This window comes from Phyllobacterium zundukense (assembly GCF_025452195.1).
GTDB lineage: Bacteria > Pseudomonadota > Alphaproteobacteria > Rhizobiales > Rhizobiaceae > Phyllobacterium > Phyllobacterium zundukense_A.
On the sequence record NZ_CP104969.1, the window covers coordinates 244947 to 271314 of the forward strand.

The window sequence follows — 26368 nt, forward strand, 5'->3', positions numbered from 1 at the left end:
GTTTCGCATCAGTTCACTGAGGTGTCCACGGCCTTTGCCTCGGCCGGACGCTTGCGCGTGGCACGCCACTCTTCAAAGCGTTGCATGACGACGAAGAAAGAAGGAACGAAGAGGACAGCAAGACAGGTCGAGGCGATCATGCCACTGAAAACAGTGATGCCTATAGACTTGCGGGCGCTCGCGCCTGCCCCTGTCGCAAATACCAGCGGGGCAACGCCGAGGATGAAGGCAAACGAAGTCATCAGGATCGGCCGGAAACGAGCCCGGGCCGCGCCCGTTGCGGAATCGATGATCGATTGCCCGGAGGCACGCAGCTCACGCGCCATTTCGACGATGAGAATGGCATTCTTGGCAGAAAGCGCAAGGAGCAGAATAAGGCCGATCTGCACGTAGAGATTGATCGCGACGTGCAGACCCAGAAAAATGGAAACGGGACCGATCAAGGACAACGGCGCAGCAAGCAGCACCGATACCGGAGCGATCCAGCTTTCATATTGTCCGGCCAGAACCAGATAGACCAGCAACAGCGCAAGGGCAAAGACCAGGATCATCTGGTTGCCGACCAGCTTCTCCTGATACGACAGCGCCGTCCATTCGTAGCTCGTGCCATTCGGCAGAGTGGCCGCCGCGATCTCTTCCATAAGGTTCATCGCCTCGCCCGACGAAAATGTCGCCGCTGGTACGCCGACGATCGAGGCCGAAGGATAGAGATTATAGAGACTGATCAAAGAGGGTCCGACGCTCGGTATGATGGTCAACACCGTTCCGAGCGAGATCATGTCGCCATTATTGTTACGCACGGTCAGGCTGTTGATGCTGTCCGGCGTCAGGCGGAATTGTGCATCCCCCTGGACATAGATCTGGAACACCCGGCCGAATTTGTTGAATTGAGCGACATAGCTAGAGCCAAGATAGCTTGCGAGGGCGTCGAAAACCAGATCGGTCGTCAGCTGGAGGGACTCAACCTTCTCGCGATTGATCTCCACCGTGTATTGCGGCGCATTCGCCTGAAAAGGTGCATTGATGCTTTGAATGCCGGATTGGGATTCAGCCGCTTTCACTATCGTATTAGTCAGGCTCTGCAGCTTGGCGAGATCGAAACTGCCGTCGCGCAGTTCCGTCTGCATGGTGAACCCGCCGGCATTGCCGATACCCTGGATCGGCGGTGGCGGCAGAACGAGAACCCTGCCCTCGCCGACGCCTTTGAGTTTCGCGTTGAGTGTTTTGTAGAGGGAAGCCAGGTCCTCGCCAGGTCCGCGCTTGCTCCAGTCATCGAGCATGATGTAGGCAAGACCCGCATTGGCGAGCGCTGAATTATTGTCGAGCGCGGAGATGCCGGCAATCGTGATGACCTGGGAGACGCCCGGCGTTTCCTTCGCGACGCGCCCCAGTTCCTCCAATGACTTTTCCGTACGGCCTAGGGCAGCGCCATCCGGCAGTTGCACCGCTGCCAGCAGATAACCCTGATCCTCGATAGGCAGGAAGCCAGTTGGCGCACGCGACATGCCATAACCGGCGGCGGCGATGATGGCGAGAGCTATTACCGCCATGAGGTTACTGCGCGCAACCATCGAACCGATCACACGTACATAACCGTTTTCCAGGCGCTGGTAGACCGCATTGAAGCCACGATAAAAGAAATTGCGCCTTTCCGGCGGCACCGGTGGCCGCAACCACATCGCGCACTGGGTCGGCTTCAATGTGGCGGCGTTGATGGCGCTGATGAACGCAGTGGCTGCAATTACGAGAGCAAACTGCGAAAATATCTGGCCGGTGATGCCTGGCAGAAATGCAGCGGGCAGAAACACAGCCATGAGAACCAGCGTGATGCCGACGATCGGTCCGAATAGCATATCCATGGCGCTAATGGCCGCGTCATGGCCGGACATGCCGCGCTCCATATTGTGCGAGGCGCTTTCGACCACGACGATTGCGTCGTCGACGACGATGCCGATTGCCAGCACGATGGCGAACAAGGTCGAGAGGTTGACGGAAAATCCCATGGCAGCCATCGCTGCGAAAGCGCCGATGATGGTCACCGGCACAGTCGTCGCGGGTACCAGCATGGCGCGCCAGTCCTGCAGGAAGACGAGAATGACAATCAGCACCAGAAGCGCCGCTTCAAACAAGGTCTTGTAGACCTCGCCGATTGCCTGACTGACGAAGGTCGTCGTGTCGAATGGAATGGAATAGGCCACGCCCTGCGGAAATCCGGCAGCAAGCGTCTTCATCTTGGCGCTCACGCTCTTGGCCACATCAAGCGCATTGGCACCCGGAGACAGGAAAATCGCGAGGCCCGCGGAATCCGACCCATCGAGCCGGAACACCTGACTATAGGTCTGCGCACCGAGCTCAACGCGGCCGATATCCCGCACTCTTGTCATGCCGCCATTGGCGTCGGTCTTGACGATGACCGCACCAAACGCTTCGGGATCATTGAGGCGACTCTCGACGTTGATCGTATACTGGAAGGATTGGTTTTCCGGCGCAGGCGGCATGCCCACCTGACCGGCGGTCACCTGTTCGCTCTGCTGCTGCAGCGACTGGATGACGTCCTGCGCCGTCAGGCCGCGTGCCTGCATCTTGTCCGGATCGAGCCAGATACGCATCGAATATTGGCCCGCCCCGAATACCGTAACATTGCCAACGCCGGGTATCCGGGCGATTTCATCTTTCAAAGCGATCGTTGCATAATTGCTGAGGTAGAGACTGTCGTGGCTGTTGTCCGGCGAAGTCAACGTGACGATCTCGAGGATTGATGTCGACTTCTTCTGGACATTGACGCCCTGCACCTGCACCGATTGCGGCAGCGAGGCCAGGGCGGCAGAGACACGGTTTTGTACCAGCACCTGTGCCGCGTCGAGATCGGTGCCGATAGCGAATGTGACCGTGAGCGCATAGCTGCCATCGGAAGCCGCGTAAGACTGCATGTAGAGCATGTCTTCGACGCCGTTCACCTGCTGCTCGATCGGCAATGCGACCGTATCGATCAGCGTGCGGGCGCTGGCTCCGGGATAGCGGGTCGTGACTTGTACGGTTGGCGGCACGACATTCGGATATTGCGCGACCGGCAGCGAATACAGGGAAACAAAGCCGATGACGACCATGAGGATGGCGATCACATTGGCCAGTACGGGCCGCTCTATGAAGAACTTCGAGATCATTGCGCTGCGCCATTCGCCGCAACGGCGCCAAGATCCTTCAACTGTGGCTCAATCTTTTGACCGGGTATGGCCGAGAGCAGGCCCGAGACGACAATGCGATCGTCTGGCTTGACGCCGGTGGTCACCACCCGCAATTCGCCCACCAATTGACCGATCTCGACCTTGCGCTGCTCGACGATATCATCCTTGCCGGCAACGAGGACATAGCGCCCGCTCTGATCGCTGCCAATGGCACGATCCGGCACCAGCAGCATCCCAGGCTCTTCGAACAAGGGAACGCGGACGCGGACGAAGTAACCGGGCAGCAATTGCCGATCGGCATTGGGCAGGACAGCACGGACGGCCAGCATGCCGGTCGACGCGGTTATAGTGGGTGCGACGTAGTCAAGCGTTCCCACATGCGGGAAACCGGTTTCGCTTTGCGTACCGACTTCGGCACGCACCTTTTTCAAATCCTGCGCGGTCATCCCGCGTTTCACCATATCAGCACGGATGCGCAGCACGTCCTTCTCACTGACGTTGAAATTGACGTAGATGGGATTGAGCTGGACAATCGTCGCGAGCGCCGTGGTGGACGCGATGACGAGTTCGCCTATCGACACCAGCCGCGCAGTAGCGACACCCTCGAACGGCGCTTTCACCTGCGTATAACTGAGATTGAGCTGGGCCTGCTGGACATTGGATGCCGCCTGTTGCTGAATGGCCAGGTCGGCTTCACGTTGCGCCTCCGCCTTTTGCAGATCCTGCTGTGTAGCGAAGGTTTTGGCCACGAGCGCTGCCTGACGTTCGTATTCCGCCTGCGACAGCTTTACAGACGCGTCGGCTGATGCCTTTGCAGCATTCGCCTGGTTTAATGCTAGCTGGTAGGATTCGGGCTCGATGACGAAAAGTACCGTACCGGCTTTTACCGCATCCCCGTCATTGTACTCGATTTCCTCGATAAAGCCCTGTACCCGTGCAACCAGCGCAGTCTGGTTAACTGCTGCAGTACTACCGGTCGCCTCGAGATAGGGCGTGACGTTCTGTTTTGCCGGAAGCGCCACATCGACCTTGGGCGGTGGTGGCGGAAGGTAAGTGTTCTCTTGACTACAGCCAGCCAATGCCAGACCAAATAATGTGATGCAGGCAAAGCCTGCCCTCCGGCGAGCGCCGAAAGAGCGTTCAAATTGCCGTGTGTGCAATCCACTTATTCCGGCCATTATATCCCCCGATTGGCCTTTGCAGAAAACGCATGATCGATGCTACGTTATTCCGTATCTGAGAGATAGCTCTCCATAAAAAATTGTAGGGGGTTGTGATGCGGATGATTTTGACTGTCATTGGAATTGGGATGTTTTGCAGCCCGGCCATGGCGCAGACTGCCGCCGAACGTGCCGCATGCATGGCGGACTTTCAGAAATACTGCTCCGGCGTTATCCCAGGTGGCGGGCGGGTTATCGAGTGCCTGGCCAAGCAATTGGACAAGCTCACACCCGAGTGCAAAAAAGTCGTCCAGTCGCACGCTCCGAAATAGGCGGACCGTCCGCTCCTCAAATCATGATGTCGCCTAGTTCCTGTTTCGCGACAGCGCGCAGGCGTTCGGCCTCGTCTTCGCTGATCCAGCGATAGGGGAAACGCAAGCGCGTGCCCACAGGCCCCCAATTGTCGATGGCGCAAAGCAATTTATCCAGCGCAGCATTTGAATAGCCGGACTTCTGCCGGAATGGCACGATGTGCTCATCCATGAATTTGCAGATCCGCTGTTCGGTTTCAATGGCAGCGTCGATGTCGGTTTGCATAAGGTCGGTCCAACGCTGCGCGCCGCGTGGACTAAGACAAGCGACGTTGGAAAATGCACCTGCTGCCACCCCTTCCCTGATGCCGGTCGCGAGGTGATGCCCCGGCACAAAAAGCGAGACGCCGCTCAGATGGTCGCGTGCCTCGACGTACCAGTTTGAATCGCCATCGGCCAGCTTCACGCCAATCACGCCCGGGGTTTCAGCCAATATCGTACCGAGTTCCTTTGGCGCAAGAACTCGTTTTGCGTGTGGAGGGTTGTAGAGGATAATCGGAATGCCATTGGCAATCCCGGATGCCCTGTTGAGATAGTCGATTGCCTCTTCGTCCGCCAGCGGCCACCAATCCGGCAAGATGACCTGAATGGCAACGGGATCCAGTGAAGCTGCGCGTCGTACACGATTCAGCATGATCGTTGGGTCAGGCTGGCAGGCACCGATGATGAAGGGCATGCCGGCTTTCTGGCAGCGCTCGGCCAGCATCAGCTGAATGCGATCGAACTCTTCTTCCGTCTGGTTGTGGAATTCGCCTGCGGTGCCATTGGAGTAGATGCCATCGACATTCGCATCGATCAGGATATCGATTTCAGCGCCGAGTTTGTTGAACTCGATGCTGTCGTCTGCCTCGATGGGCAGGAGCAAACTGGCCCAATTGCCCCTGATCGCGTGTTCTCCTGATTTCACATTGCGCTCCTAGTTCAAATCATCACGGATGCAGGCCTTGAATTGGCCGGGCGAAACTTCGCGCAATTCCGGTACCGTATGCGCGCAGGCCTCCAGCGCCACCGGGCAACGGGTCCGGAATACACAGCCGCTCGGCGGATTGGCGGGGCTTGGAATATCACCCTTCAGGATTTGCCGGTTGCGGGGCGCATCGGGATCCGGAGAAGGGATCGCGGAAAGCAAAGCGCGCGTATAGGGGTGTTGCGGTCGCGCATAAAGATCAGCGCTTGATGCAATCTCCATGATCCGGCCAAGATAGAGCACGATGACCCGGTCGCAGATATATTCGACGACCGCGAGATCATGCGAGATGAACAGCATGGTCAAGCCGAGCCGTTGCTGCAGATCGCGCAGGAGATTGATCACCTGCGCCTGGATCGACACATCCAGCGCAGAAACAGGCTCGTCGGCGACAATGAATTCCGGTGCAAGCGTCAACGCGCGCGCGATACCGATGCGCTGACGCTGCCCACCAGAAAACTCATGCGCATAGCGGTTGACGGCTTCGGCAGGAAGATCGACCTGCAGGAGGGCGTTTCGTGCCCGGTCCATGCGTTCCTTGCGGGTGCCTATGCCCTGGATCTTCAGGCCTTCGGTCAAAATCTCGCCAATAGTCATGCGCGGCGACAAGCTGGCAAACGGATCCTGGAATATATACTGCATACGGGGTCGCGTCCGCCGCATCTGCGCGGCCGAAAGTGTGGTCAGTTCGGTGCCATCGAATTCTACGCTGCCCGAAGAAGGCTCGACCAAGCGCAGGACCGAACGGCCGATCGTCGTCTTGCCGCTGCCGGATTCACCGACCAGTCCAACCACTTCCCCCTTGGCAATGTCGAAGGAGATGCCCTCCAGAATATTGAGTTTCGTGCCCCGGGAAACATAGTGTTTGCTCAGATCGCGGACGGTCAGGAACGCGCTCATCGGCCCACCTCCTGCCATCGTATACAGCGGCTACGATGCATCGCATTCACCTCGGCGAGCAGAGGCACCGCCGCCCTGCAGGCACCGATTGCATAGCTGCAGCGCGGCGAAAATGCGCATCCATCCGGCATGTCGGCAAGACTGGGGACAACACCCGGAATAGCCGCCAGCTTGTCGCCGGCCTGCTTCATGCGTGTTGCTTCACCAAGCCGGGGCATCGACGCCAGAAGTCCAAGCGTATAGGGATGGCGCGGGTTGCGAAACACTTCGCCGACGGGCCCCTCCTCCACGATGCGCCCGGCATACATGACCGCGACGCGATGGGCGATCTCGGCCACCACACCGAGGTTGTGGGTGACGAAAAGCATGCCCATGCCGCGCTCACGCTGCAGCTTGATCAGAAGATCGAGTATTTGCGCCTGGATGGTCACGTCGAGCGCCGTCGTCGGTTCGTCGGCAATCAGCAATGTCGGATCGCAGGCAAGCGCCATGGCGATCGTCGCGCGCTGCCGCATGCCGCCCGAAAGCTCGTGCGGATACTGTCCTGCCCGGCGTCTCCCATCGGGGATGCCTACCTGATCGAGAAGCCCGACCGCCGAATTCATCGCTGATTTCCGGTCAGCATTGCGATGAATGCGGATCGGCTCGGCTATCTGGTCACCCACCGTGAACACCGGATTGAGACTGGACATCGGCTCCTGGAACACCATGCCGATGTCGTCACCGCGGATTCTCCGCATCTGTTCGTCATCAAGCGTGACGAGGTCACGGACAGCGCCATCCTTGCTCCTGAAGTGGATACTCCCGGCGGCAATCGCCCCGACATTGCGGGTCAACAGGCCCATGACCGACAGGCTGGTCACGGATTTGCCGGAACCGGATTCGCCGACAAGCGCAACGGTTTCGCCGGGAGCGACCGACAGGTCGATACCATCGACTGCGGTAATCTCGCCCCCGCGGGTGCGGAAGATCGTCCGCAGCCCGCGAATGTCGAGAATGGGATCGATGCGCTCGTCCATATCCGCTCTCAGCCGAGTAGCCCGGTCGAGCGCAGGATCGCGTCAATCCTGGCGGATTCTGCAGCATCGAGTGCCTGTCGCGGCCTCGGCATGACGTTCGTATCAATGATGCCAAGACTGCGCATGGCGGTCTTGAAACCACCCACGCCGGACGCGCCGCCGCTGACGCGGCTTTGGGCCACCCAGACGATCTCGAACAGGCGGCAGAGCCGTTCCTGCTCCTTGCGCGCTGCAGCCCAATCGCCGCGCTGGGCCGCATCCCACAGACGGACGTAACCGTGAGGATCCACATTGGCGAGCCCAGGGACCACACCATGCGCGCCCATCGACAGCGCATTGTCGACGACAATCTCGGAACCGGTCATCAGGAAGATATCCTTGTGCTCGGCGAGATCCAGCAAGGCGTAACGGAAATTGCCGTCATCGCCACTTGAATCCTTGAGGCCGATAATGGTGCCTTCCTTGGCCAGGGTAGTCACTGTCGATCGGGCCAGCTTGGCGTGGACGCAGACGGGAATATCGTAGGCGACGAGCGGAACGTCGACGGCATCCTTGATATAGCGGAAATGGTCGATGATCTCGGGCTGGCTGGTGACTGTGTAGTAGGGTGCTGTCACGACGACGGCGGCTGCACCCGCTGCCTTTGCGACCTTGGCGTGGCCGATGACGCTGTCGGTTGTCGCGTCGAGAACGCCGGCAATGACCGGCACGCGGCCATTGACGACCTTGACCGAGTGTTCGAGAATTTCCTGCCTGGTTTTTTCGTTGTGGAACACCACTTCGCTGGTCGATCCGAGCACGAATACGCCGTGGCAGCCCGCGCCTAGCAAATGTTCGAGCACGCGCGTGTAGGACGGGTAGTCTACCGTGAAATCCGGATTGAGAGGTGTTACGACGGGAGGAACAACCCCATGAAATTTGGTCATTTTCGCTTTCTTTCTTTGTCAGTTCAGTTCGGCGCGAGGATCGAAGGCATCCCTTAGACCGTCGCCAATAAAGTTGATTGCAAGGACGGCAAGGACCAGCGCTCCACCGGGGAACAGCCATTGCCAGGGGAATTGTTCGAGAACCGCCGTCGAGCGCGCTGCGTTGAGCATGTTGCCCCAGCTGGCGGCGGGCGGCGCAATACCGAGGCCGAGGAATGACAGTCCGGCCTCAAGAAGGATCGCATTGGCAATCTGCAGCGTGGCATAGACGACAAGGATATCGATGGAGTTCGGCAAGCCATGCCGGAACAGCAGATGTCCGAGCCCTGCTCCCATGCCGCGCGACGCCAGGACGAAGTCCCGCTCCCTCAGTTCAAGCAGCCTCGAGCGGATCATGCGGGACAGGAGTGGCCATGACAGCAGCGAGATGACGAGCACCGTCGGCCAGATGCCCGTGCCAGCGATCGATGCCAGCACCAGCAGGAAGATGACGGGCGGCAGGGTCATGACCAGATCGACGAAGCGCATGGTGACAGCATCGGCCCAGCGACCGGCAAGCGCCGATATCGCACCCACCAGAAACCCGATGATCGCCGAGATGATTGTCGAGGCTACAGCGACCAGCAGGGAAATGCGCCCGCCCTCCAGAACACGCACAAAAACATCGCGGCCAACGCCATCGGTTCCGAACCAATGGTTAGCCGTCGGCCCGCTGTTCATGGCAAGCAGATCGATGTCATTCGGCTTGAATGTCCACCACAAAGGATAGGACAGGATCATCGCGAGCATCGGCACGACGATGCAAACGCCGAACAGCGCGGCCTTGTTGTGGCCGAAGCGGTGTAGTGCACGCGCCATCGGACCTGGACTGTGAGAGGGGGTACGTGCAAGCATCTCAACCGACCTTGATGCGCGGATCGATGACCGCATAGGTGATGTCCGTCAAAAGGTTCACCACAATTACGCAGGCGCCGATGATCAATGTCGCGCCCATGATGACCGGATAATCACGCGTCTCGACGGCATTCACCAGCAAGAGACCCATGCCCGGCCAATTGAACACACTCTCGATGAAAATCGCGCCGCCGATCGCGAGACCGATTGTCGAGCCGATGACCGTCACCACAGGCAGCAAGGCATTGCGCAAGGCATGCTTGGCGATGACCCAGAATTCCTTGACGCCCTTCGCCCGCGCTGTACGCACATAGTCCTGATTGAGAACTTCAAGCAGTGACGAGCGCATGTAGCGCATGATCAGGGCAGCTTGGGCGATTGAAAGAAGCGCCGCGGGCAAGATCAGATGGTGGAGCAGGTCTCCGATGGAAAATTCCGACCCCGGTGTCAGCATGCCGCCTGATGGAGCCCATCCCAGACGAACGGCGAATACATAGAGGCCTATCAAAGCGCTCAGAAATGCCGGGCTCGAAATGCCGACAAGTGCAAGTACCGAGAATGATAGGTCCACCGGCGAGTTCCGCCGCACCGCGCTGATAACACCGGTGACGATCCCCGCGATAATCGCGATAACCAATGCCGATCCCATCAGTAGAACCGTAGGACCGATACGCGACAACACCAGATCCAGCACCGGCTGATCCTGCCGCTTGATCGAAAAGCCGAGGTTCCCCGAGACGGCCTGTTGCAGCCATGCCAGATATTGAACCGGCAAGGGTCTGTCGAGCCCAAGCTGGCTGCGCAGGTCGGCAAGCTGCTCTGGCGACATCGGGATATGCGGATCGATATACGCATCGATCGGATCACCGGGGGTGAGACGCAACAGCAAAAAGATCAGCACGCTCAAGGCGAGGAGCATGCCTACTCCTATCAGCAGACGTCGAAGGCTGTATTGAAGCATTTTCATTCCGTTTTGCCGGGGTGGCCAGCGCCACCCCTCGAACCACGATCAGGCGCGGGCGATTATTCGCCGAGTGACCATTTTTCCGGATGAGCCTGATAGGGACCGCCACCCGGCGCCGGTGTCCAGATGAAATCCTTGACCTTTGACGACACAACCCCGTAGCGGTTCGCCACCCAGAGGGTTGCCCATGGCAGGTCGGAATTCATGACCTTGCAGACATCCTGATAACGGCTGGTGCGCTTGGAGGCATCGGGCTCTGCCAGAGCGGTATCCAGCGCCTTGTTGAGTTCCGGCATACGTGCACGCACCACATTGGGGCCTGCTGGCGGGATCTGCTTTTCATTGAGACCAACATTGATACTACCCGCGTCAGGTCCGTTCTGAAGACCGGCATAGACCAGCTGGAACTGCGCGACATCCGGCTTCGGGTTTAGGACGATGCTGTTATACGTCGGTGTATCGACGGCGCGCGGCACGACATTGATTCCCACCTGCGAAAGCATGGCTTGCACGGCAGCGAGCACGTTTGTCGCGAGAGGCGTGGTGTAGTAGGTCAGAAGGGTTATCGGCTTATCGCCATTGATCTGCGACCATCCGGCTTCATCCAGAAGTTGCTTCGCCTTTTCCGGATCGTAGGCGTAAGGGTCAATACCCTGGGGGACCAGCTGGTCCGCGACATAGGCACAATTTGCCGGCTTGGCAGCACCCGCATAAAGGCTCTTGATGATGGCATCGCGATTGATGGCATACATCACCGCCTTGCGAACGCGCGGATCTTTCCAGATCGGTGACTCATGATTGAACCCAAGGTAGTTGACGACGAAGCTGTCACCTTCGATGACCTTGAAAGCTTCATCGCCCTTGAATGTCGACACATCATTGGAGTCGACATAGGTAAACTGGATTTCACCGGCGCGAAGGGCAGCGATCGCGGCTGCCGGATTGGCGAAGTATCGATTGATCACCCGCTCAAGTGCGGGTTTGCCGCCGCGATAGTCGGTGTTGGCGGCAAGTTCCACATATTGATCGGTGACGTATTTGGTGAACTTGAAAGGGCCTGTCCCGATGGGCGAGGTAGACCACCAGGCATTCTTGGCGAGTTGATCTGCCGGTATCGATGACAATGCATGTTCTGGCAGCATCATTACCTTGGTCATCGTGTCGAGAGTGCTCGCGCTTGGGGCACTCAGCTTGACGACCAAGGTATGATCGTCCGGAGCTTCGACCGACGAGACTGCTTTCAATCTGGCAGCAAGCACCGATCCCGATTTCGCATCCATGGCCAGACCCATGGTGAACTTCGCGTCCTTGGAGGTGAGGGGCTTGCCGTCGTGCCATTTCGCGTCCGCAAGCTTGAACGTATATGTCAGTTGGTCTGCGCTGACTTCGTAGCTGTCCGCCAGCACTCCAATGACCTTTTGCAGTTTCTCGTCATAGGTGACGAGCGGCTCGAAATAGACACTGAGCCAGGTAAATCCCGCTGTGGCCGCAAGCGGGTTGAAGTTGCCCTGGAACCCTCCCGGCCCCACATCGAACCCACCTGACAACGTTGCAGCGTGTGCAGCGACAGGTGCTGACGTTACGCCTCCGATCAGCGCGGCAGACAGTGCCAGCGCCGAAGCCATCATTCGTAGTTTCATGGTATCCTCCCATTGAATGTGTTGGTCTTGTTATGTGCAATCACCCGAGCGATCCCCTCGTAGTGACTGTCGAGGCGGTTGCGGGCGTCTTCGAGATTTCTTGCCTCCACGGCATCGACGATCGCCTCATGATCACGCCATGTCGCCATAGGATCTGTATTCTCCAGATTAACGAAATCAGACGCTTTGTAGAACGCGAGCCAGAACACCTCGATGAGCCGCACGAGCGTCTCGTTTTCCTGGCAGCGGAAAAGCAGCCGATGGAAAAGCCTGTCTTCGTCGACAAATGCTTCATTGCGCTCGGCATGGACGCGCATGCGGGCCACGACCTGCCGCAACTCCTGAATATCTTCGTCAGTGATTTTCTGCAGCGTTTTGGCGATCAGGCCGACTTCAAGAGTCCTGCGAATCTCCAGCACTTCCTCGATCTGTCGCAGCGCCCCGCCTAGGCCATAGGCAAGATTATCGAGCAGCGGTTCGAACGAAAATGCCTTGACGAAAACGCCGACACCACGTCGCGACTCCAGAACACCAACCGACTCCAATGCCTTGATGCCTTCGCGCAACGAATTCCGGCTGACGCCGAGCTGACTGGCCAGTTCGCCTTCGGGCGGCATCGGCGCCCCCGCCTCCAGGCCATTTTCGTTGATGTAAGCCCGCAAGCTTTCTTGCACGGACACATGCAGCAAAGGCGCGCGGTGCAGAGGCTTGAGGGATTTGAACGCCATTATGTGGATTCCAATCTCGGGAAGTGGTGCAGGTTCATCTAGATAACCACTTGTAGGATATCTGTCAACAGGACATGACCACGGTTCTTTCGGTGCCATAACAACTCAATGTGAGAAGATGAAAATAGTAATCTGTTGACAGTCTTCAATTTGCTCCGTACGTTTCGATGAAGCCAATATCAGCGGAAAACCGACCTGTCGGTTCCGTGAACACTCGGGAGGTGGAATGGCATTCCTGGAATTAGACGGCCTGACCAAGAGCTATGGTTCGCTTACGGTTGTCAAAGGCGTCAATCTATCCGTCGACAAAGGCAAACTCGTCTGTCTTCTCGGTCCCTCTGGCTGCGGCAAGACAACAACGCTCAGGCTTATTGCAGGCTTCGTTCCAGCCAATGCGGGCGAGATACGAGTCGGTGGGAAGACCATATCTTCAGCTCATTCGACCGTTCCGCCCGAGGGGCGCAACATGTCGATGATCTTCCAGAGCTATGCGCTATGGCCGCATATGACGGTCTTCGAGAATGTGGCTTATGGCCTGAAGCTGCGGCGTCTTCCACAATCGGAAGTGACCAAAAGCGTGCGGACTATCCTGTCAGCCACGCAGCTGCTTCCATTGGAAAATCGCTATCCGGGTGAACTCTCCGGCGGCCAGCAGCAGCGCGTATCGCTGGCGCGAGCACTGGTCATCAAGCCTGAAATCCTTTTGCTTGATGAGCCACTTTCCAACCTCGACGCCAATCTGCGCGAGGAAATGCGCTTTGAGATCCGCCGGCTTCACGACGAATTTCGCTACACGACAGTTTATGTGACGCATGATCAGGCGGAAGCGATGACTACGGCCGACATGATCGTCGTCATGAATGACGGCCGTATCGAGCAAGCGGGTTCGCCGGAAGACATCTACGAACGTCCGGAAACTGAATTTGTCGCCCGCTTCATTGGCGGTACCAATATTCTCAGCGGCACCCGCGGCGATAAAGATAGCGTCGTTGGCGAAGGCGGGCTTGTGCTCCGATGCGGCAGCGGCAGCACCGCGGCTTCCGGAAAAACAGCAGTTTCAGTTCGGCACCATGACATCGAGCTGTCATCGGCCAAGCCCAAGAGCGCGGACACGAATGTCACTGTCGGTACGGTCACCCGGCAAATCTATCTCGGTTCGCACCGGGACTATCTCGTTTCAATCGCTGGTGGAGAAACGGTGCGCACAGTCGCGCCAGTCAATGTTGCGATCCCGGTTGGCCAAGAAGTATGGCTGCATTTCCCACCAGAGAAATGCCGGGCGCTCGCACAATAAGGGAGGAACTATGCATGTGGAAGAAAGCTCTATCTGCCGCACTCTTGGCTACGGGAATGGCGGCTTCGACCGCCGCCTGGGCTGAAGCACCGGCACCCTATCAGATTACCCCGGAACTCGTGGCCGCCGCCAAGGCTGAAGGCAAGGTGGTATTCTATACTGCTACCGACGTCGCGGTCGCCGAAAAGCTCGCCGAACACTTCAAATCCAAGTACCCGGGCATCGCGGTACAGGTAGAACGCGCCGGATCCGAACGGGTCTTCCAGCGCATCGGCCAGGAATACTCGACCGGCATCTATAATGCAGACGTGATCGAGACTTCCGATGCAGTGCATTTCGAATATTTCAAGCGCCAGGGCTGGCTCGAACCCATGGTGCCGCAAGAAGTTGCGGACAAGTGGCCGGCCGATGAGCGCGATCCCGACGGTAACTTCGCCGCCTACCGCGCGCATCTATCGGTCATCGCGTACCGTACGGATCTGATGAAGGATGCCGACGCTCCGAAAACGTGGGAAGATCTGCTTGATCCCCGTTTCAAGGACAAGATGGTCAAAGCGCACCCGGGCTATAGCGGTACGGTAATGACCTCGACATTCGTGCTGAGCCAGCTTCTTGGCTGGGATTATTTCGAAAAGCTCGGCAAGCAAAACATAATGCAGGTGCAATCTTCGACCGAGCCTCCGAAGAAGTTGGCTCAAGGCGAACGGGCGCTCGAAGTCGATGGCAATGAATACAATGTCTTCCGCCTCATCGACGAGGGAAAACCCATCAAGATCGTTTACCCGGACGAAGGCACACCGCTTGCCGTCGGCAATGCTGCGGTCCTGAAACAGGCTCCCAACCCGAATGCTGCCAAACTGTTCTACGCATTTCTCTTTTCGCTTGATGCGCAGCAGCTCAACAGTGATTTCGGCGGGCTGAGATCATTCCACCCGGACGTCAAGGAAAAGGCGGATCGCACGCCTTTGGCGAAGATCAAGATTCTGCATTCGGATCCTGAGAAACTCGAGCCCGAGATTCCCACCATCAAAGCCAACTATGAAAAGTATTTCGGGACATAATTGATCATGACCAGTGACATTCAGGTTCAAGCTTTGCCGGTTCAGGGTCGGCGCCGCAGTATCGATTTTTCATGGCCGACCTTCGCTCTGTTGACGCTTGTCCTGAGTGTCCTGGTTCTCCTGCCATTATTCTGGCTCGTCTATTACAGCTTTCGCAGCGACACCGGCGCGGGCGCGACCTTTGACAACTACATTGCCCTCGTCGCCGACCCGACCCTTCTTCGCGCTTACGGCCTTGCGATTGGAATGGCGTTGGCCGTCGGCGTCCTTGCCTGCCTTATCGCAACGCCGATGGCATGGCTTGTTGCGCGGACGGACTTACCCGGCAGACGGACAATCCGCATGCTGGTGACAGCGTCGTTCGTCACGCCACCTTTCCTTGGTGCCATCGCCTACGAGATATTGGCGGCGCCAAACAGCGGTATTGTCAATATTATGTACAGGAGTGTCTTCGGGCTCGAAGCATCCGAATATCTGGTGAACATCTATACGTTCAGTGGCCTCGTCTTTGCCATCGCCTGCTTCACCTTCCCCTATGTCTTTACGCTTGTGGCGAACGCGCTCGACAAGGTTCCATCCGATCTTGAGGATGCTTCTTCAATTCTCGGCGGCAAATCCATGACGACATTGCGGAAGGTGACGATTCCGCTGGTACTTCCGGCCATGCTGGCAGGAACTTTGATTGCCATTCTGCAAGCCCTGACGATGTTTGGCTCCCCGGCGATCCTTGCGCTCCCTGCCGGGTTTCACGTGATCACGACGAAAATCTGGAGCCTGTTTCAATTTCCGCCGCGTCTCGGGCTGGCAGCGGCGGCTGCGCTTCCCTTGCTGATCATTACCGTAATCCTTCTGCGCGCGCAGAAGTCGATCCTCGGACGAAAAGGTTACACCGTTCTCGGCGGCAAGAGCGGTACACCAAGGATTACCGAGCTCGGCCCGTGGAAATGGGTAGCCATCGCCTTCGTTTTCTGTGTCCTCAGTCTGACGATCATCCTGCCCTATCTCGCGATCCTGAAGACGGCTTTCACCGGTACTGTTGGCGATCCGATCAATCTGAGCACGTTGACACTGAGTCATTGGCGGTTCGTGCTATTTGAATTCTCAGCGACGCAGCTCGCACTTCGCAACACGTTCCTCCTCGGCTTTCTCACCGCGACCGCAGTTACGGCGATTGCATTAATCGTGTCCTACCTGGTGACCCGAAGGTCGGTTCCGGGCTCCGGTTTCCTCGGCGTGCTTGCTACGGCTCCGGTTGCAATTCCAGGTATCGTCCTCGGCGTTGGCCTGTTTCTCAGCTATGCCAATCCGACATTCCAACTTTATGGAACGATCTGGATCCTCCTCATCGCTTTCATGACAATCGAGCTCCCGGCGGGTTATCAACAGATGTCCTCGGCCTTTTCCGGTGTCCATCCGGAACTGGAGGAAGCCGGCCGTATCGTGGGCGCTTCACGCTTGAGAACGCTCTGGGACATCACAGCTCCGTTGTTGCGGACAAGTGTCGTCGCGGCCTGGTGCTTCGTTTTCGTCGGCACGATCCGCGAACTCTCCGCAACAATTCTGCTGACAACCGCTAATACCAAGCTCGTCTCGGTCATCATCTACGATCTCAACGAGAGTGGCGATCTCGGAGCGATCTGTGTTCTCGGTATAATTCTCCTTGCCGCTTCTTTCGCCGTCGTGTTCGTCGCCAACCGGGTTCCGGTACTTGGCGGTTCGCAAATGAATACGCGAGGCTAGAGCCCTGCCTTTCGGCAGGGTCGCCAATCGCTGGAATTGCTGCTAAACGAGGCTGGAGGAGTAATCCGTAAGGTTCTTGCTCCGCTCATACTGGAACCTTCATGATGGCTTGCGCATGTCAGAGATAACGAACGCCCCGCATAATTTATCCGCGATCGATTTCCTTCGCACCCGTTCGCTCGCGAACGTTGTACAGGCCGAGATCGAGCGGATGATCATCGATGGCGAGCTCAAGCCTAACGAACGGGTGAACGAAAACGGTCTTTCCCAGCGCCTGGGCGTGAGTCGCGGACCAATCCGCGAGGCCTGCAGCGCGTTGGCGGCCATGGGACTTATCGAGATCATCCCCAACCGCGGCTTCTTTATACGGGCGCTTACCAATGACGAAGCCCAGGACCTTTCGGAAGCCCGGGCGGGCGTCTTCGGCTGCATGGCCATGATGCTGGCCGAGCGGGTGACTGACGCCCAGATCGCCATCCTTCGAGCGCTGTTGCAGCGCATGGATGAAATTGTCGAGCTCGGTGACGTGCATATCTACTACCCGGTCAATCTCGAGTTTCATAAGCAGATCACGCATATGGCCGGAAACAATCGCCTCGAACTCATCTATCAGAGCTTTGTGCGCGAATTGCATATACAGCGCTACCGCGCCCTCTCCAGCCACGATGTGCTCCACATCTCCAACGAAGAACATCGTGCCATTGTCGATGCGCTCGAAGCGCGCGACCCTGTCCGCAGTCTCATTGCCGCGCGCACCCATATCCTCAATGGCATCGTACGCACCCGTCAGGCTGGTCAGCCTGGACCAGTTGATCAGCTCGAAAAACAATCGCGCAAATCCGCCGACGAGAAATCCAGCGAAGTCTGAAGCCTGAGCACGACCCTTCGACGTTTTTGCAAACACAAAACTGTTGACAATTAACAATCCTCCCAGCACAGTCGATTTGAGAATTTACTCAAGACAGACGTGACATAAGAGGATTTGGGATGAATCAGAACAAGGCAGTCGATATCGAGCTGACGAAATATGTGGCCGAATTCGTGGTCGAAACAACGTTTGCTGATCTTTCAGCGGAAGTTATCGAACTAGGCAAGAAATCGATACTCGATGGCTTCGGCCTTGCCCTTTCGGGTTCTGTTGCCAAGAGCGGCGAACTGGTTCGCCAGCATCTTGGAGATCTTGGTCTTGCCGATGGTGCCGCGACCGTCATCGGCGGCGGTCGCAAGGTAGCGCCTCGGTTTGCCGCATTTGCCAACGGCGTCGGTATCCACGCGGATGACTATGACGACACACAATTGGCCGTCGCCAGAGACCGCGTCTATGGTCTGCTCACACATCCGACGGCGCCAGCTTTGCCCGCTGCCTTTGCGATTGGCGAACTTGTCAAGTCTTCCGGCCAGGACTTCATGCTGGCATATCACCTTGGCGTCGAGGTCGAGTGCAAGATCGCCGAAGCAATCGCGCCGCGTCACTACCAGACCGGCTTTCACGCAACAGCTACATGTGGAACATTTGCCGCCGCCGCAGCGAGCGCCAGACTGATGGGCTTCGATGTCGCGACCACGCAGCGTGCGCTGTCGATTGCGGGTAGCCAGTCCGCAGGTTTGCGCGAGAATTTCGGCACGATGACAAAACCATTCCATGCCGGGCGATCCTCGGAAAGCGGCGTAGCGGCGGCACAGTTCGCGTCCTATGGCTGGACCGCCACACCTCGGATACTCGAGGCACCGCGCGGGTTCTTTGCCGCAGCCGGCGGCGGCTATGATCAGAGCGCCATCTTCGACAAGTTGGGCGCCCCCTGGACTTTCGCCAATCCTGGCATCTCCATCAAACCGCATCCGTCGGGCTCCCTCACCCATCCCGGAATGACCGAAATGCTGCGATTGATAAAAGAGTATGGCATCCGCGCCGAGGACGTGAAGCATGTACGCGTCGGCACCAACTCCAATATGCCGAATGCCTTGATCCATCATCGTCCCAAGGATGAACTCCAAGCGAAATTCTCCATGGAATTCTGCATGGCGATCCTGCTGCTCGAAGGCCGCGCCGGCCTCAATGAGTTCACAGATGCTGCGGTCGAACGCGAGGACGTCAAGGCGATGATCGAGAAGGTGGATTTCGTTATAGACGACGAGGCCGAAGCGGCGGGTTATCATCTCATGACAACGCTGATCGATATCGAACTCAAGGATGGCCGCAAGATTTCCGGACGCGCCGATTTTGGCAAGGGCAGCCCGGCATTTCCCATGAGCTATGACGAGGTAGCAGGCAAGTTCCGTGAGAACGCCGAGTTCGCAGGGATGTCCCGCAGCAAGGCGGATGAGATAGTCGAACTGGTGCGCGGCCTGGAAAACCTTAGCACTCTGGACGATCTGTCAACGCGTCTTATCTCTGTCGCCTGACGAAATTCATCATGCCAGACTCGGGAACATTGGGTGGCGGTCCGCGTGTCTTCGACCGCACCCTCGCGAGGATGGGTCTGGCATTGCTGATCGGCATCGCAGGGGCTGTGGTTGCTAGAAGCATCTCGATGCCGCTACCGTATCTTCTGGGGCCACTTCTGGCGTGCGGCAGCGCCTCCATCATGGGTGCTCCGCTCGCTGCATTGCCTTATGGCCGGGAGCTTGGCCAGGTGGCGGTCGGCTTGGCTATCGGCTTGCGCTTTGTTCCGGTGGTGGTGATTGCAATCGTAAAACTGTTGCCGCTCATGTTGCTTGCGACCGTCTTGACGATCGTTGCGACAATGATTGCCGCGTTGCTATTGCAGAGGCTTGCCGGAACGGATCGCAAGACCGCTTTCTTCGCTACGGCCGCTGCCGGCCTTGCGGAAATGGCCGTCGTCGCCCATCAGAAGAACGCGGATAGCGATACTGTCGCGGTGGTTCATCTGATCCGCGTTACGTCGATCGTAACGATCGTTCCGTTCCTGGTAACGATCTTCGGCGAGGATGGCGGCATCCATCTCACACCAATACCGTTTCGGGGCGAAGCAACACCGCTCATCGCCCTGTTCGTCGTGGGAGCTGCCGCTGCATTTCTGGTGCGGCGATTCAAACTGCCCAATACATGGCTGCTGGTTCCGGCGGCGATAGGTGCCCTCGTTTCCGGCTTCGGCTTTGGACCGTTTGCGGTTCCGTCCATTGTCCTGACGGTGGCGCAAGTCGTCATCGGGGTCTGGCTCGGTTGCCGCTTCAGGCGATCGCTCCTCGGCAGGCTGTGGCGTGTGACGTCTTCGGCACTCGTGACCACGGCGTTCCTGCTCGCCGTTGCCATGGGAATAGCCTTGGCGCTCTCGGCGGCGACCGGTCTTTCCTTCGTCACGAGCCTGCTCGCCGTAGCGCCAGCCGGGGTCACCGAAATGGCGCTCACCGCTACGGGGATGCATCTTGATGCAACAACCGTGACCGCTTTCCAGATCACCCGGATTGCTGTGGTGATGACGACAATCCTCTTCACGTTTCGGATATTTGAAACCTTTTCGCGTCGCCTCGACGCATCCTCTGATTGAAAGGATTGTTCCATGACCAGCCATCTCGTGATCGGCATTCTAAACGGCGATGATATCGGCCATGAAATCGTGCCGGCAGCCGTCGAAGTGACACGTGCAGCGGCCGCTAAGACAGGTCTGCAAATCGATTGGCGGCCGATGCCGATCGGCCGTGCTGCTCTCGACACACATGGCTCGACTTTTCCCGAAGGCACGATGGAGACGCTCGCCAAGATGGATGGTTTCATCCTTGGCCCTATCGGACATCAGGCCTATCCAAAGGTTCCCGGTGCGATCAATCCGCATCCCATCATGCGCAAAGGCTTCAACCTGTTTGCCAATGTCCGTCCCACAAAGTCCTTTCCTGGACTTGGGGCGATTCACGAGGGTATCGATCTCGTCATCGTGCGAGAGAACAATGAGGGGTTCCAGCCCGACCGCAATGTCGTTGCCGGCTCTGGTGAATTCCGGCCGACGGAAGATGTGACGATATCGGTGCGCGTCATTACGCGCGTGGGCTCATCCCGCGTGGCGCGCGCAGCTTTCGAGATCGCACAGCAACGCAAAAAACGACTGACGCTTGTACACAAGAACACCGTGTTCAAGCTAGGCTGCGGCATGTTCGTCGAAGAGTGCCACCGGGTCGCCAAGGAATTTCCCGAGGTGACTGTCGACGAGGTGATCGTCGACACCATGGCGATGCGGCTCATTCGGGATCCGCAGAGTTTTGACGTCATCGTCACCACCAACATGTTCGGGGATATATTGACGGACGAAGCGGCGGGGCTCGTCGGTGGTCTTGGCATGGCACCCGGCCTGTGCATCGGCGAGGGCAACCTGGCGATGGCGCAGGCCACACACGGCTCCGCTCCGGATATCGCCGGCAAGGGCATAGCCAACCCATTCGCCATGATCGAATCCGCCCGGATGATGATCGAGTGGCTGGGCCATAACCGCAAGATAGCGCAGGCTGTAGACGCAGCTACCATCATGGAGAAAGCAATCGCAACGGCGCTTGGCAGCCCGGCCACCCGCACCCGCGATATCAGGGGGACTGCTGACACTGCCGGAATGACAAAGGGAATTATTGCGGCAATTGGCTAGTCCGTGGATTTCGCCCTCGGCCATTTATATGTCCGAGGGGCAATCATTTACGATCAGGTCTGCGCCTTCGGCTCCTGGCCGTTGAAGAACTTCCAAAACGCGTCATAGACTAGATCGGGACGTTGTTCGGCCGGATAATGACCGGTTGGCATCGCCCAGCCTCGCATGTCGGGAGCCCAGGGCCGCCATGCCTCGAGTGGAGCGAAATGACGCCCACAATGGCTATTGGAACCCCACAGAACCAGCACCGGACAGTTGATCGTGCGCTTGCCGAAGTCTGCCGTATCCATGGCGAGATCGACGCTGACGGTTGCCCGGTAGTCTTCACATACCGCATGGATCTGCTCAGGCGTGGTACAGCGCTTGTACTCAGCCATCGCTTCCGGGCTGAATATCTCAAGGCCGACGCCTTTCTTGTTGAGTTTGTAGTCGATGTAGTAGTCAAGGTCAGCTGTCAGCAGCTTTTCAGGAAATGGTGCCTTCTGTGCCATGAAAAACCAATGATAGGCCTCGAGACCCCAGCCAAGAGTAACGTTGGTAAGGGCATGATATGTCGGCACGATATCAAGCGAAGCCAGCCGCTCGACGCGATCGGGAAAATCAAGCGCCATGCGGAAAGCAGCGCGCGCACCGCGATCATGCCCGGCAACCTGAAACTTCTCGAAGCCAAAATGCGACATGACTTCGGCGTTGTCCTGCGCCATGGCACGGAACGAATAGGCAGAATGATCGTCTCCTCCATCAGGCTTCGAACTGTCGCCATAGCCGCGCAGATCCGGGGCAACAACAGTAAAACTTTTGGCGAGCGCCGGCGAGATCCTATGCCAGCTTACATGGGTCAGCGGATTACCATGCAACAACAGAAGCGGCGGCCCCTCACCGCCGATCGCTACATTGATCTCGGCGCCCGAAGTTCGTATCCGCTCATAGCGGAAACCGTGCATCAGCTTTCCCTTTTCTTCAAAGAATGGGCGCATCTCGGACATCGACTCTGTCAGCGACATCGCATTTCTCCTTCTCGCTTGCTATCAATTCGGCAGGGATATCCTGGAGATCACGTCATGCCCATTTCTGTAAATTGTCAACAATTTATAATTGACAATCGCGAAAAAAATCGGCATCCGAGTATATGGATGCGGATTTTCGTCACCCGCCCTCAAGGAGCCACTCAATGAAGACGTACGCGATAGCAGCCATTCCCGGTGATGGTATCGGCAAGGAAGTCGTTGCCGCCGGTCTCCGTGTTCTTGAGGCGTGCGCAAAGCGGGATGGAAATTTCGGTTTCGACGTTAAGGGCTTCCCTTGGGGATCGGATTTCTACAAGGCGAATGGCGTCCTGATGCCCGAGGGTGGCATTGATGAATTGAAAGCCTTCGACGCTATCTATTTCGGTGCGGTGGGTGCGCCAGACGTTCCTGATCACTTGACGCTATGGGGTCTGCGCCTCGCCATTTGCCAGCCTTTCGATCAATACGCCAATGTTCGTCCGACCCGCATTCTGCCGGGTATCGAAAGCCCGCTTCGGGGTGTTACCGCCGAAGATCTCGATTGGGTCATCGTCCGCGAGAATTCCGAGGGGGAATATGCCGGCCAAGGTGGCCGCTCGCACCGGGGCCTGCCGGAAGAGGTGGCGACGGAAGTCTCGATCTTCACGCGCGCCGGCGTGTCCCGCATCATGCGCTTTGCTTTCCAGCTGGCGCAATCGCGGCCGCGCAAGCTCCTGACCGTCGTCACCAAATCGAACGCCCAGCGCCATGGCATGGTATTGTGGGATGAGATCGCCAGAGAGGTGGCGAGTGATTTTCCCGATGTTACCTGGGACAAGATGCTGGTCGACGCGATGACCGTACGCATGACGCTCAATCCGCGATCGCTCGATACCATCGTCGCAACAAATCTTCATGCCGATATTCTCTCTGACCTGGCTGCCGCGCTCGCCGGATCGATCGGCATTGCGCCAACCGCTAACCTCAATCCCGAGGGGCACTTTCCATCCATGTTCGAGCCGATCCACGGCTCTGCCTTCGATATCACTGGCAAAGGCATCGCCAACCCGGTGGGGACGTTCTGGTCGGCAGTGATGATGCTGGAACACCTCGGGGAACCCACGGCCGCGGCAAGGCTCATGCGCGCCATCGAACGGGTCACCGCTGACCCCACACTTCACACACCGGACCTTCGCGGCAATGCCACGACGGACATGGTCACCGACGCGGTCTGTGCAGCCATCCTCGGCGACAACGAATAGGAAGGAAACAAGATGCCAGCCAACAGCCTCAAGATTGCGGTGATTGCCGGCGACGGCATCGGAAAAGAGGTAGTCCCTGAAGGGCTGCGTGTTCTCGAAACGGCGGCGGCCGAATTCGACCTCGATTTGAAGTTCGACACGTTCGACTTTGCCTCATGCGACTATTACGCGAAGCACGGCCGCATGATGCCCGAGGACTGGAAAGCGCAGATCGGCGGCCATGACGCGATCTTTTTCGGCGCCGTTGGCTGGCCGGAGACCGTTCCGGATCATATCTCTCTGTGGGGCTCGCTCCTGCAATTCCGGCGCGAATTCGACCAATATGTGAACCTGCGTCCCGTGCGACTTATGCCAGGGGTGCCGTCACCCTTGGCAGGCCGCAAGCCGGGCGATATCGATTTCTTTGTCGTCCGCGAGAACACCGAGGGCGAATACTCTTCGATTGGTGGCAAGATGTATCCCGGAACGGAGCGGGAGATCGTCATTCAGGAGACGGTGATGAGCCGCACAGGCGTCGACCGCATTCTCCGTTTCGCCTTCGAACTTGCCCAGAGTCGCGGCAAGAAACACCTGACGTCGGCGACAAAATCCAACGGGATTTCCATCACCATGCCTTATTGGGATGAGCGGGTAGAAGAGATGGCAAAGTCCTACGCCGACGTGCGCTGGGACAAGTATCACATCGATATTCTTTGCGCGCACTTCGTACTCAACCCCGATCGTTTCGACGTCGTCGTGGCATCCAACCTTTTCGGCGATATCCTCTCGGACCTTGGCCCTGCCTGCACGGGAACCATCGGCATCGCGCCTTCCGGCAACATTAACCCGGAGCGCAATTTTCCGTCGCTGTTCGAGCCGGTTCATGGTTCGGCACCGGATATCGCCGGCAAGGGCATCGCCAACCCGATCGGGCAAATCTGGGCGGGAGCCATGATGCTGGAACATCTTGGCCACCCGCAGGCGGCAGCAGCTATCATAGACGCAATCGAGGCCGTCCTCGCCGATCCCTCTTCACGGACCGGCGATCTAGGCGGCACCGCGAACACGATCACCTGCGGAAGAGCGGTCGCCGAAGCGCTTTCATCGTCCAATTCAAGCGCGTCGAGGGCATCATGAGTACAGAACTGCCCATCATTGCCCTGACACCCGGCGACTGCACCGGGATTGGTCCGGAGCAAACCGCGCGGATTTTGCACGACGGGCGGATGTCGGGCACCGCCCGCATTGTCGTGGTTGGCGATGCCCGGGTGATAGATCTCGGGATGCGCCAGGCAAGCGTATCATTCTCCCATAAGCGCTATACGTCCCCTGCCGCGATTGACTGGTCCGATGGCACTGTGCCGATCATCGATCTCGCCAATACCGATCCAGCGCTCTATGCACCCGGGGTCGGCAGCGCGGAATCCGGTCGCGTAACTGGTGAGACATTGTCCCGGGCAATCGATTTCGCCAAGGCTGGTGAAGTCGACGCGGTTTCCTTCGCACCGCTTAACAAACGCGCCATGTATGATGGCGGATGGAAATTCCCCGACGAGCACAAGATGTTCGCCCATCTGCTTGGCCACAAGGGCTATTTCAGCGAGATGAATGTGCTCGACAATCAATGGATGTCGCGTGTCACATCGCACGTTTCGCTCAGACAGGCCGTCGAGCAGATCAACGGCCCGGCAATCGAAGATGCAATTGTTCTGGCGACGACGATGATGAAGAAGGCCGGGATCGAGTCTCCACGGCTTGCCGTTGCCGCGCTCAATCCACACAGTGGCGAAGGCGGTCTGTTCGGAACCGAGGAAATCGAGATCATTCGCCCGGCTGTCCAAGCCATGGCGGCGAAGGGCATCAACTGCGAGGGTCCCTTCCCGTCCGACACGGTCTATCTCAAGGCTTTCGCCGGAGATTATGACGGCGTTCTTTCCATGTATCACGACCAGGGCCAGATCGCGACGAAGATGCGCGGATTCAATCGGGGCGTGACGGTGACCGCGGGTCTCGATACCGTTTTCACAACGCCCGCGCACGGGACAGCGTTTGATATCGTCGGCAAAGGCGTGGCTGATACCGGGGCGTTTGAAAACGCGATCAGCCTGGCAAGCAGGCTGGTCCAGTTCAAACGGCTCAAGGCGTTACAGGCTTGAAACCCAGGTACTCAATGTCGATGCCAACATAGCGCCAAGGCCGCCAAGCGCCAGCACACCCAAGACCGGAAACCTTGGCGCAAAATAGAGAATTACCCCAGAAAGGCCGGCGATTACAAAAGCTGTGACCCCTCCATCTGCCAGCCGGAACAATGACAACACGCCGGCGATGATCAGACCGATACCGACCGGCGCTAGACCCTCCCGCATGGCGCGATGCCATTTCTTGTCGCGATGGTGGTTCGTCAGCTTGAAGACGGAATAGCATAGCAGCGATGAGGGAACGAAGAGGGCGAGCGTGGCGACGAACGCGCCGAGCCAGCCAGCGACCTTCCAGCCAATCACTGTAGCAAGCATCATTCCAGGCCCGGGAGCGGCGCGTGACACTGCGAAGAGGTCGAGGAATTCGCGAGAATTCACCCAGGCATGAACAGCGACAGTTTCATGCTGGATACCCGCGACAATCGCTGCGCCGCCGCCGATCGAGGTGAGCGAAAAAGGGATGAACACCAGGGCGATTGCGACGAGGGTATCGAAACGCACT

23 protein-coding genes are annotated in these 26368 nt (G+C 58.0%); 11 read left to right on the top strand and 12 right to left on the bottom strand.

Annotated features, from left to right (window positions below; all coding sequences use genetic code 11):
• Positions 1-8: 8 nt before the first annotated feature.
• Both N8E88_RS01140 and N8E88_RS01145 read right to left on the bottom strand, forming a co-directional pair.
• Positions 9-3164, bottom strand: coding sequence for an efflux RND transporter permease subunit (locus N8E88_RS01140; RefSeq protein WP_262290348.1), 3156 nt, complete (start codon positions 3162-3164; stop codon positions 9-11).
• Positions 3161-4363, bottom strand: a complete 1203-nt coding sequence (locus N8E88_RS01145) for an efflux RND transporter periplasmic adaptor subunit (protein ID WP_262290349.1) — start codon at positions 4361-4363, stop codon at positions 3161-3163. The genes N8E88_RS01140 and N8E88_RS01145 overlap by 4 nt, the downstream gene beginning before the upstream one ends.
• Positions 4364-4545: 182 nt before the next feature.
• On the opposite strand from N8E88_RS01145, the gene N8E88_RS31435 reads away from it, so the two are divergent.
• Complete coding sequence (locus N8E88_RS31435) at positions 4546-4677, top strand: cysteine rich repeat-containing protein (protein WP_315975186.1); 132 nt, start codon at positions 4546-4548, stop codon at positions 4675-4677.
• A 16-nt stretch (positions 4678-4693) separates the two neighbouring features.
• Here N8E88_RS31435 and N8E88_RS01155 read toward each other — a convergent pair whose 3' ends face one another.
• From N8E88_RS01155 to N8E88_RS01190, 8 genes are all read right to left on the bottom strand, one after another.
• Positions 4694-5623, bottom strand: a complete 930-nt coding sequence (locus tag N8E88_RS01155; protein WP_262290351.1) for a dihydrodipicolinate synthase family protein — start codon at positions 5621-5623, stop codon at positions 4694-4696.
• A 9-nt stretch (positions 5624-5632) separates the two neighbouring features.
• Positions 5633-6583 (bottom strand): ABC transporter ATP-binding protein, encoded by a 951-nt coding sequence (locus N8E88_RS01160; RefSeq protein WP_262290352.1) that lies wholly within the window; start codon positions 6581-6583, stop codon positions 5633-5635.
• Entirely contained in the window at positions 6580-7602 is a 1023-nt protein-coding gene (locus N8E88_RS01165; RefSeq protein WP_262290353.1) for an ABC transporter ATP-binding protein, read from the bottom strand. The genes N8E88_RS01160 and N8E88_RS01165 overlap by 4 nt, the downstream gene beginning before the upstream one ends.
• An 8-nt stretch (positions 7603-7610) precedes the next feature.
• On the bottom strand, positions 7611-8528 hold the full coding sequence (locus N8E88_RS01170; protein WP_262290354.1) for a dihydrodipicolinate synthase family protein: 918 nt from the start codon (positions 8526-8528) through the stop codon (positions 7611-7613).
• 18 nt (positions 8529-8546) lie between these two features.
• Positions 8547-9422 carry an ABC transporter permease gene (locus N8E88_RS01175; protein ID WP_262290355.1) on the bottom strand — a complete coding sequence of 292 codons (876 nt, stop codon included), beginning with the start codon at positions 9420-9422 and terminating at the stop codon, positions 8547-8549.
• Position 9423: 1 nt separating this feature from the next.
• Positions 9424-10383 carry an ABC transporter permease gene (locus N8E88_RS01180; protein ID WP_262290626.1) on the bottom strand — a complete coding sequence of 320 codons (960 nt, stop codon included), beginning with the start codon at positions 10381-10383 and terminating at the stop codon, positions 9424-9426.
• Positions 10384-10445: 62 nt separating this feature from the next.
• Positions 10446-12026, bottom strand: a complete 1581-nt coding sequence (locus tag N8E88_RS01185) for an ABC transporter substrate-binding protein (protein ID WP_262290356.1) — start codon at positions 12024-12026, stop codon at positions 10446-10448.
• Positions 12023-12754: a FadR/GntR family transcriptional regulator gene (locus tag N8E88_RS01190; RefSeq protein WP_114430496.1), complete on the bottom strand. Its 732-nt coding sequence runs from the start codon at positions 12752-12754 to the stop codon at positions 12023-12025. The genes N8E88_RS01185 and N8E88_RS01190 overlap by 4 nt, the downstream gene beginning before the upstream one ends.
• A 226-nt stretch (positions 12755-12980) precedes the next feature.
• Between N8E88_RS01190 and N8E88_RS01195 the strand changes: the two genes are divergently transcribed.
• The 7 genes from N8E88_RS01195 (at position 12981) to N8E88_RS01225 (ending at position 21441) form a co-directional block, all read left to right on the top strand.
• Positions 12981-14048 (top strand): ABC transporter ATP-binding protein, encoded by a 1068-nt coding sequence (locus N8E88_RS01195; protein ID WP_262290357.1) that lies wholly within the window; start codon positions 12981-12983, stop codon positions 14046-14048.
• Positions 14049-14062: 14 nt separating this feature from the next.
• Complete coding sequence (locus N8E88_RS01200) at positions 14063-15109, top strand: extracellular solute-binding protein (protein ID WP_262290358.1); 1047 nt, start codon at positions 14063-14065, stop codon at positions 15107-15109.
• Between the two features lie 6 nt (positions 15110-15115).
• The gene (locus N8E88_RS01205) at positions 15116-16849 is read left to right on the top strand and encodes an ABC transporter permease (RefSeq protein ID WP_262290359.1); all 1734 of its coding nucleotides are present in this window, start codon (positions 15116-15118) and stop codon (positions 16847-16849) included.
• Positions 16850-16964: 115 nt separating this feature from the next.
• Entirely contained in the window at positions 16965-17717 is a 753-nt protein-coding gene (locus tag N8E88_RS01210) for an FCD domain-containing protein (RefSeq protein ID WP_262290360.1), read from the top strand.
• 119 nt (positions 17718-17836) lie between these two features.
• Positions 17837-19252, top strand: coding sequence for an MmgE/PrpD family protein (locus N8E88_RS01215; protein WP_262290361.1), 1416 nt, complete (start codon positions 17837-17839; stop codon positions 19250-19252).
• An 11-nt stretch (positions 19253-19263) separates the two neighbouring features.
• Positions 19264-20358: an AbrB family protein gene (locus tag N8E88_RS01220; RefSeq protein WP_262290362.1), complete on the top strand. Its 1095-nt coding sequence runs from the start codon at positions 19264-19266 to the stop codon at positions 20356-20358.
• A gap of 12 nt (positions 20359-20370) precedes the next feature.
• Positions 20371-21441, top strand: a complete 1071-nt coding sequence (locus tag N8E88_RS01225; protein ID WP_262290363.1) for an isocitrate/isopropylmalate dehydrogenase family protein — start codon at positions 20371-20373, stop codon at positions 21439-21441.
• Between the two features lie 53 nt (positions 21442-21494).
• On the opposite strand, the gene N8E88_RS01230 is transcribed toward N8E88_RS01225, so the two are convergent.
• The gene (locus N8E88_RS01230; RefSeq protein WP_262290364.1) at positions 21495-22445 is read right to left on the bottom strand and encodes an alpha/beta fold hydrolase; all 951 of its coding nucleotides are present in this window, start codon (positions 22443-22445) and stop codon (positions 21495-21497) included.
• 167 nt (positions 22446-22612) lie between these two features.
• On the opposite strand from N8E88_RS01230, the gene N8E88_RS01235 reads away from it, so the two are divergent.
• Genes N8E88_RS01235 through N8E88_RS01245 form a run of 3 tightly spaced genes read left to right on the top strand, consistent with a single transcriptional unit; the run spans position 22613 to position 25824 of the window.
• A complete protein-coding gene (locus N8E88_RS01235) occupies positions 22613-23689 on the top strand; it encodes a tartrate dehydrogenase (RefSeq protein ID WP_262290365.1) in 1077 nt (358 codons plus the stop codon).
• Positions 23690-23701: 12 nt separating this feature from the next.
• A complete protein-coding gene (locus tag N8E88_RS01240) occupies positions 23702-24805 on the top strand; it encodes a tartrate dehydrogenase (protein WP_262290366.1) in 1104 nt (367 codons plus the stop codon).
• Positions 24802-25824, top strand: coding sequence for a PdxA family dehydrogenase (locus N8E88_RS01245; RefSeq protein WP_262290367.1), 1023 nt, complete (start codon positions 24802-24804; stop codon positions 25822-25824). Before N8E88_RS01240 ends, N8E88_RS01245 begins: the two co-directional genes overlap by 4 nt.
• On the opposite strand, the gene N8E88_RS01250 is transcribed toward N8E88_RS01245, so the two are convergent.
• Positions 25813-26367 (bottom strand): chromate transporter, encoded by a 555-nt coding sequence (locus tag N8E88_RS01250; RefSeq protein WP_262290368.1) that lies wholly within the window; start codon positions 26365-26367, stop codon positions 25813-25815. The two genes, N8E88_RS01245 and N8E88_RS01250, sit on opposite strands and share 12 nt — an antisense overlap.
• Position 26368 lies beyond the last annotated feature (1 nt).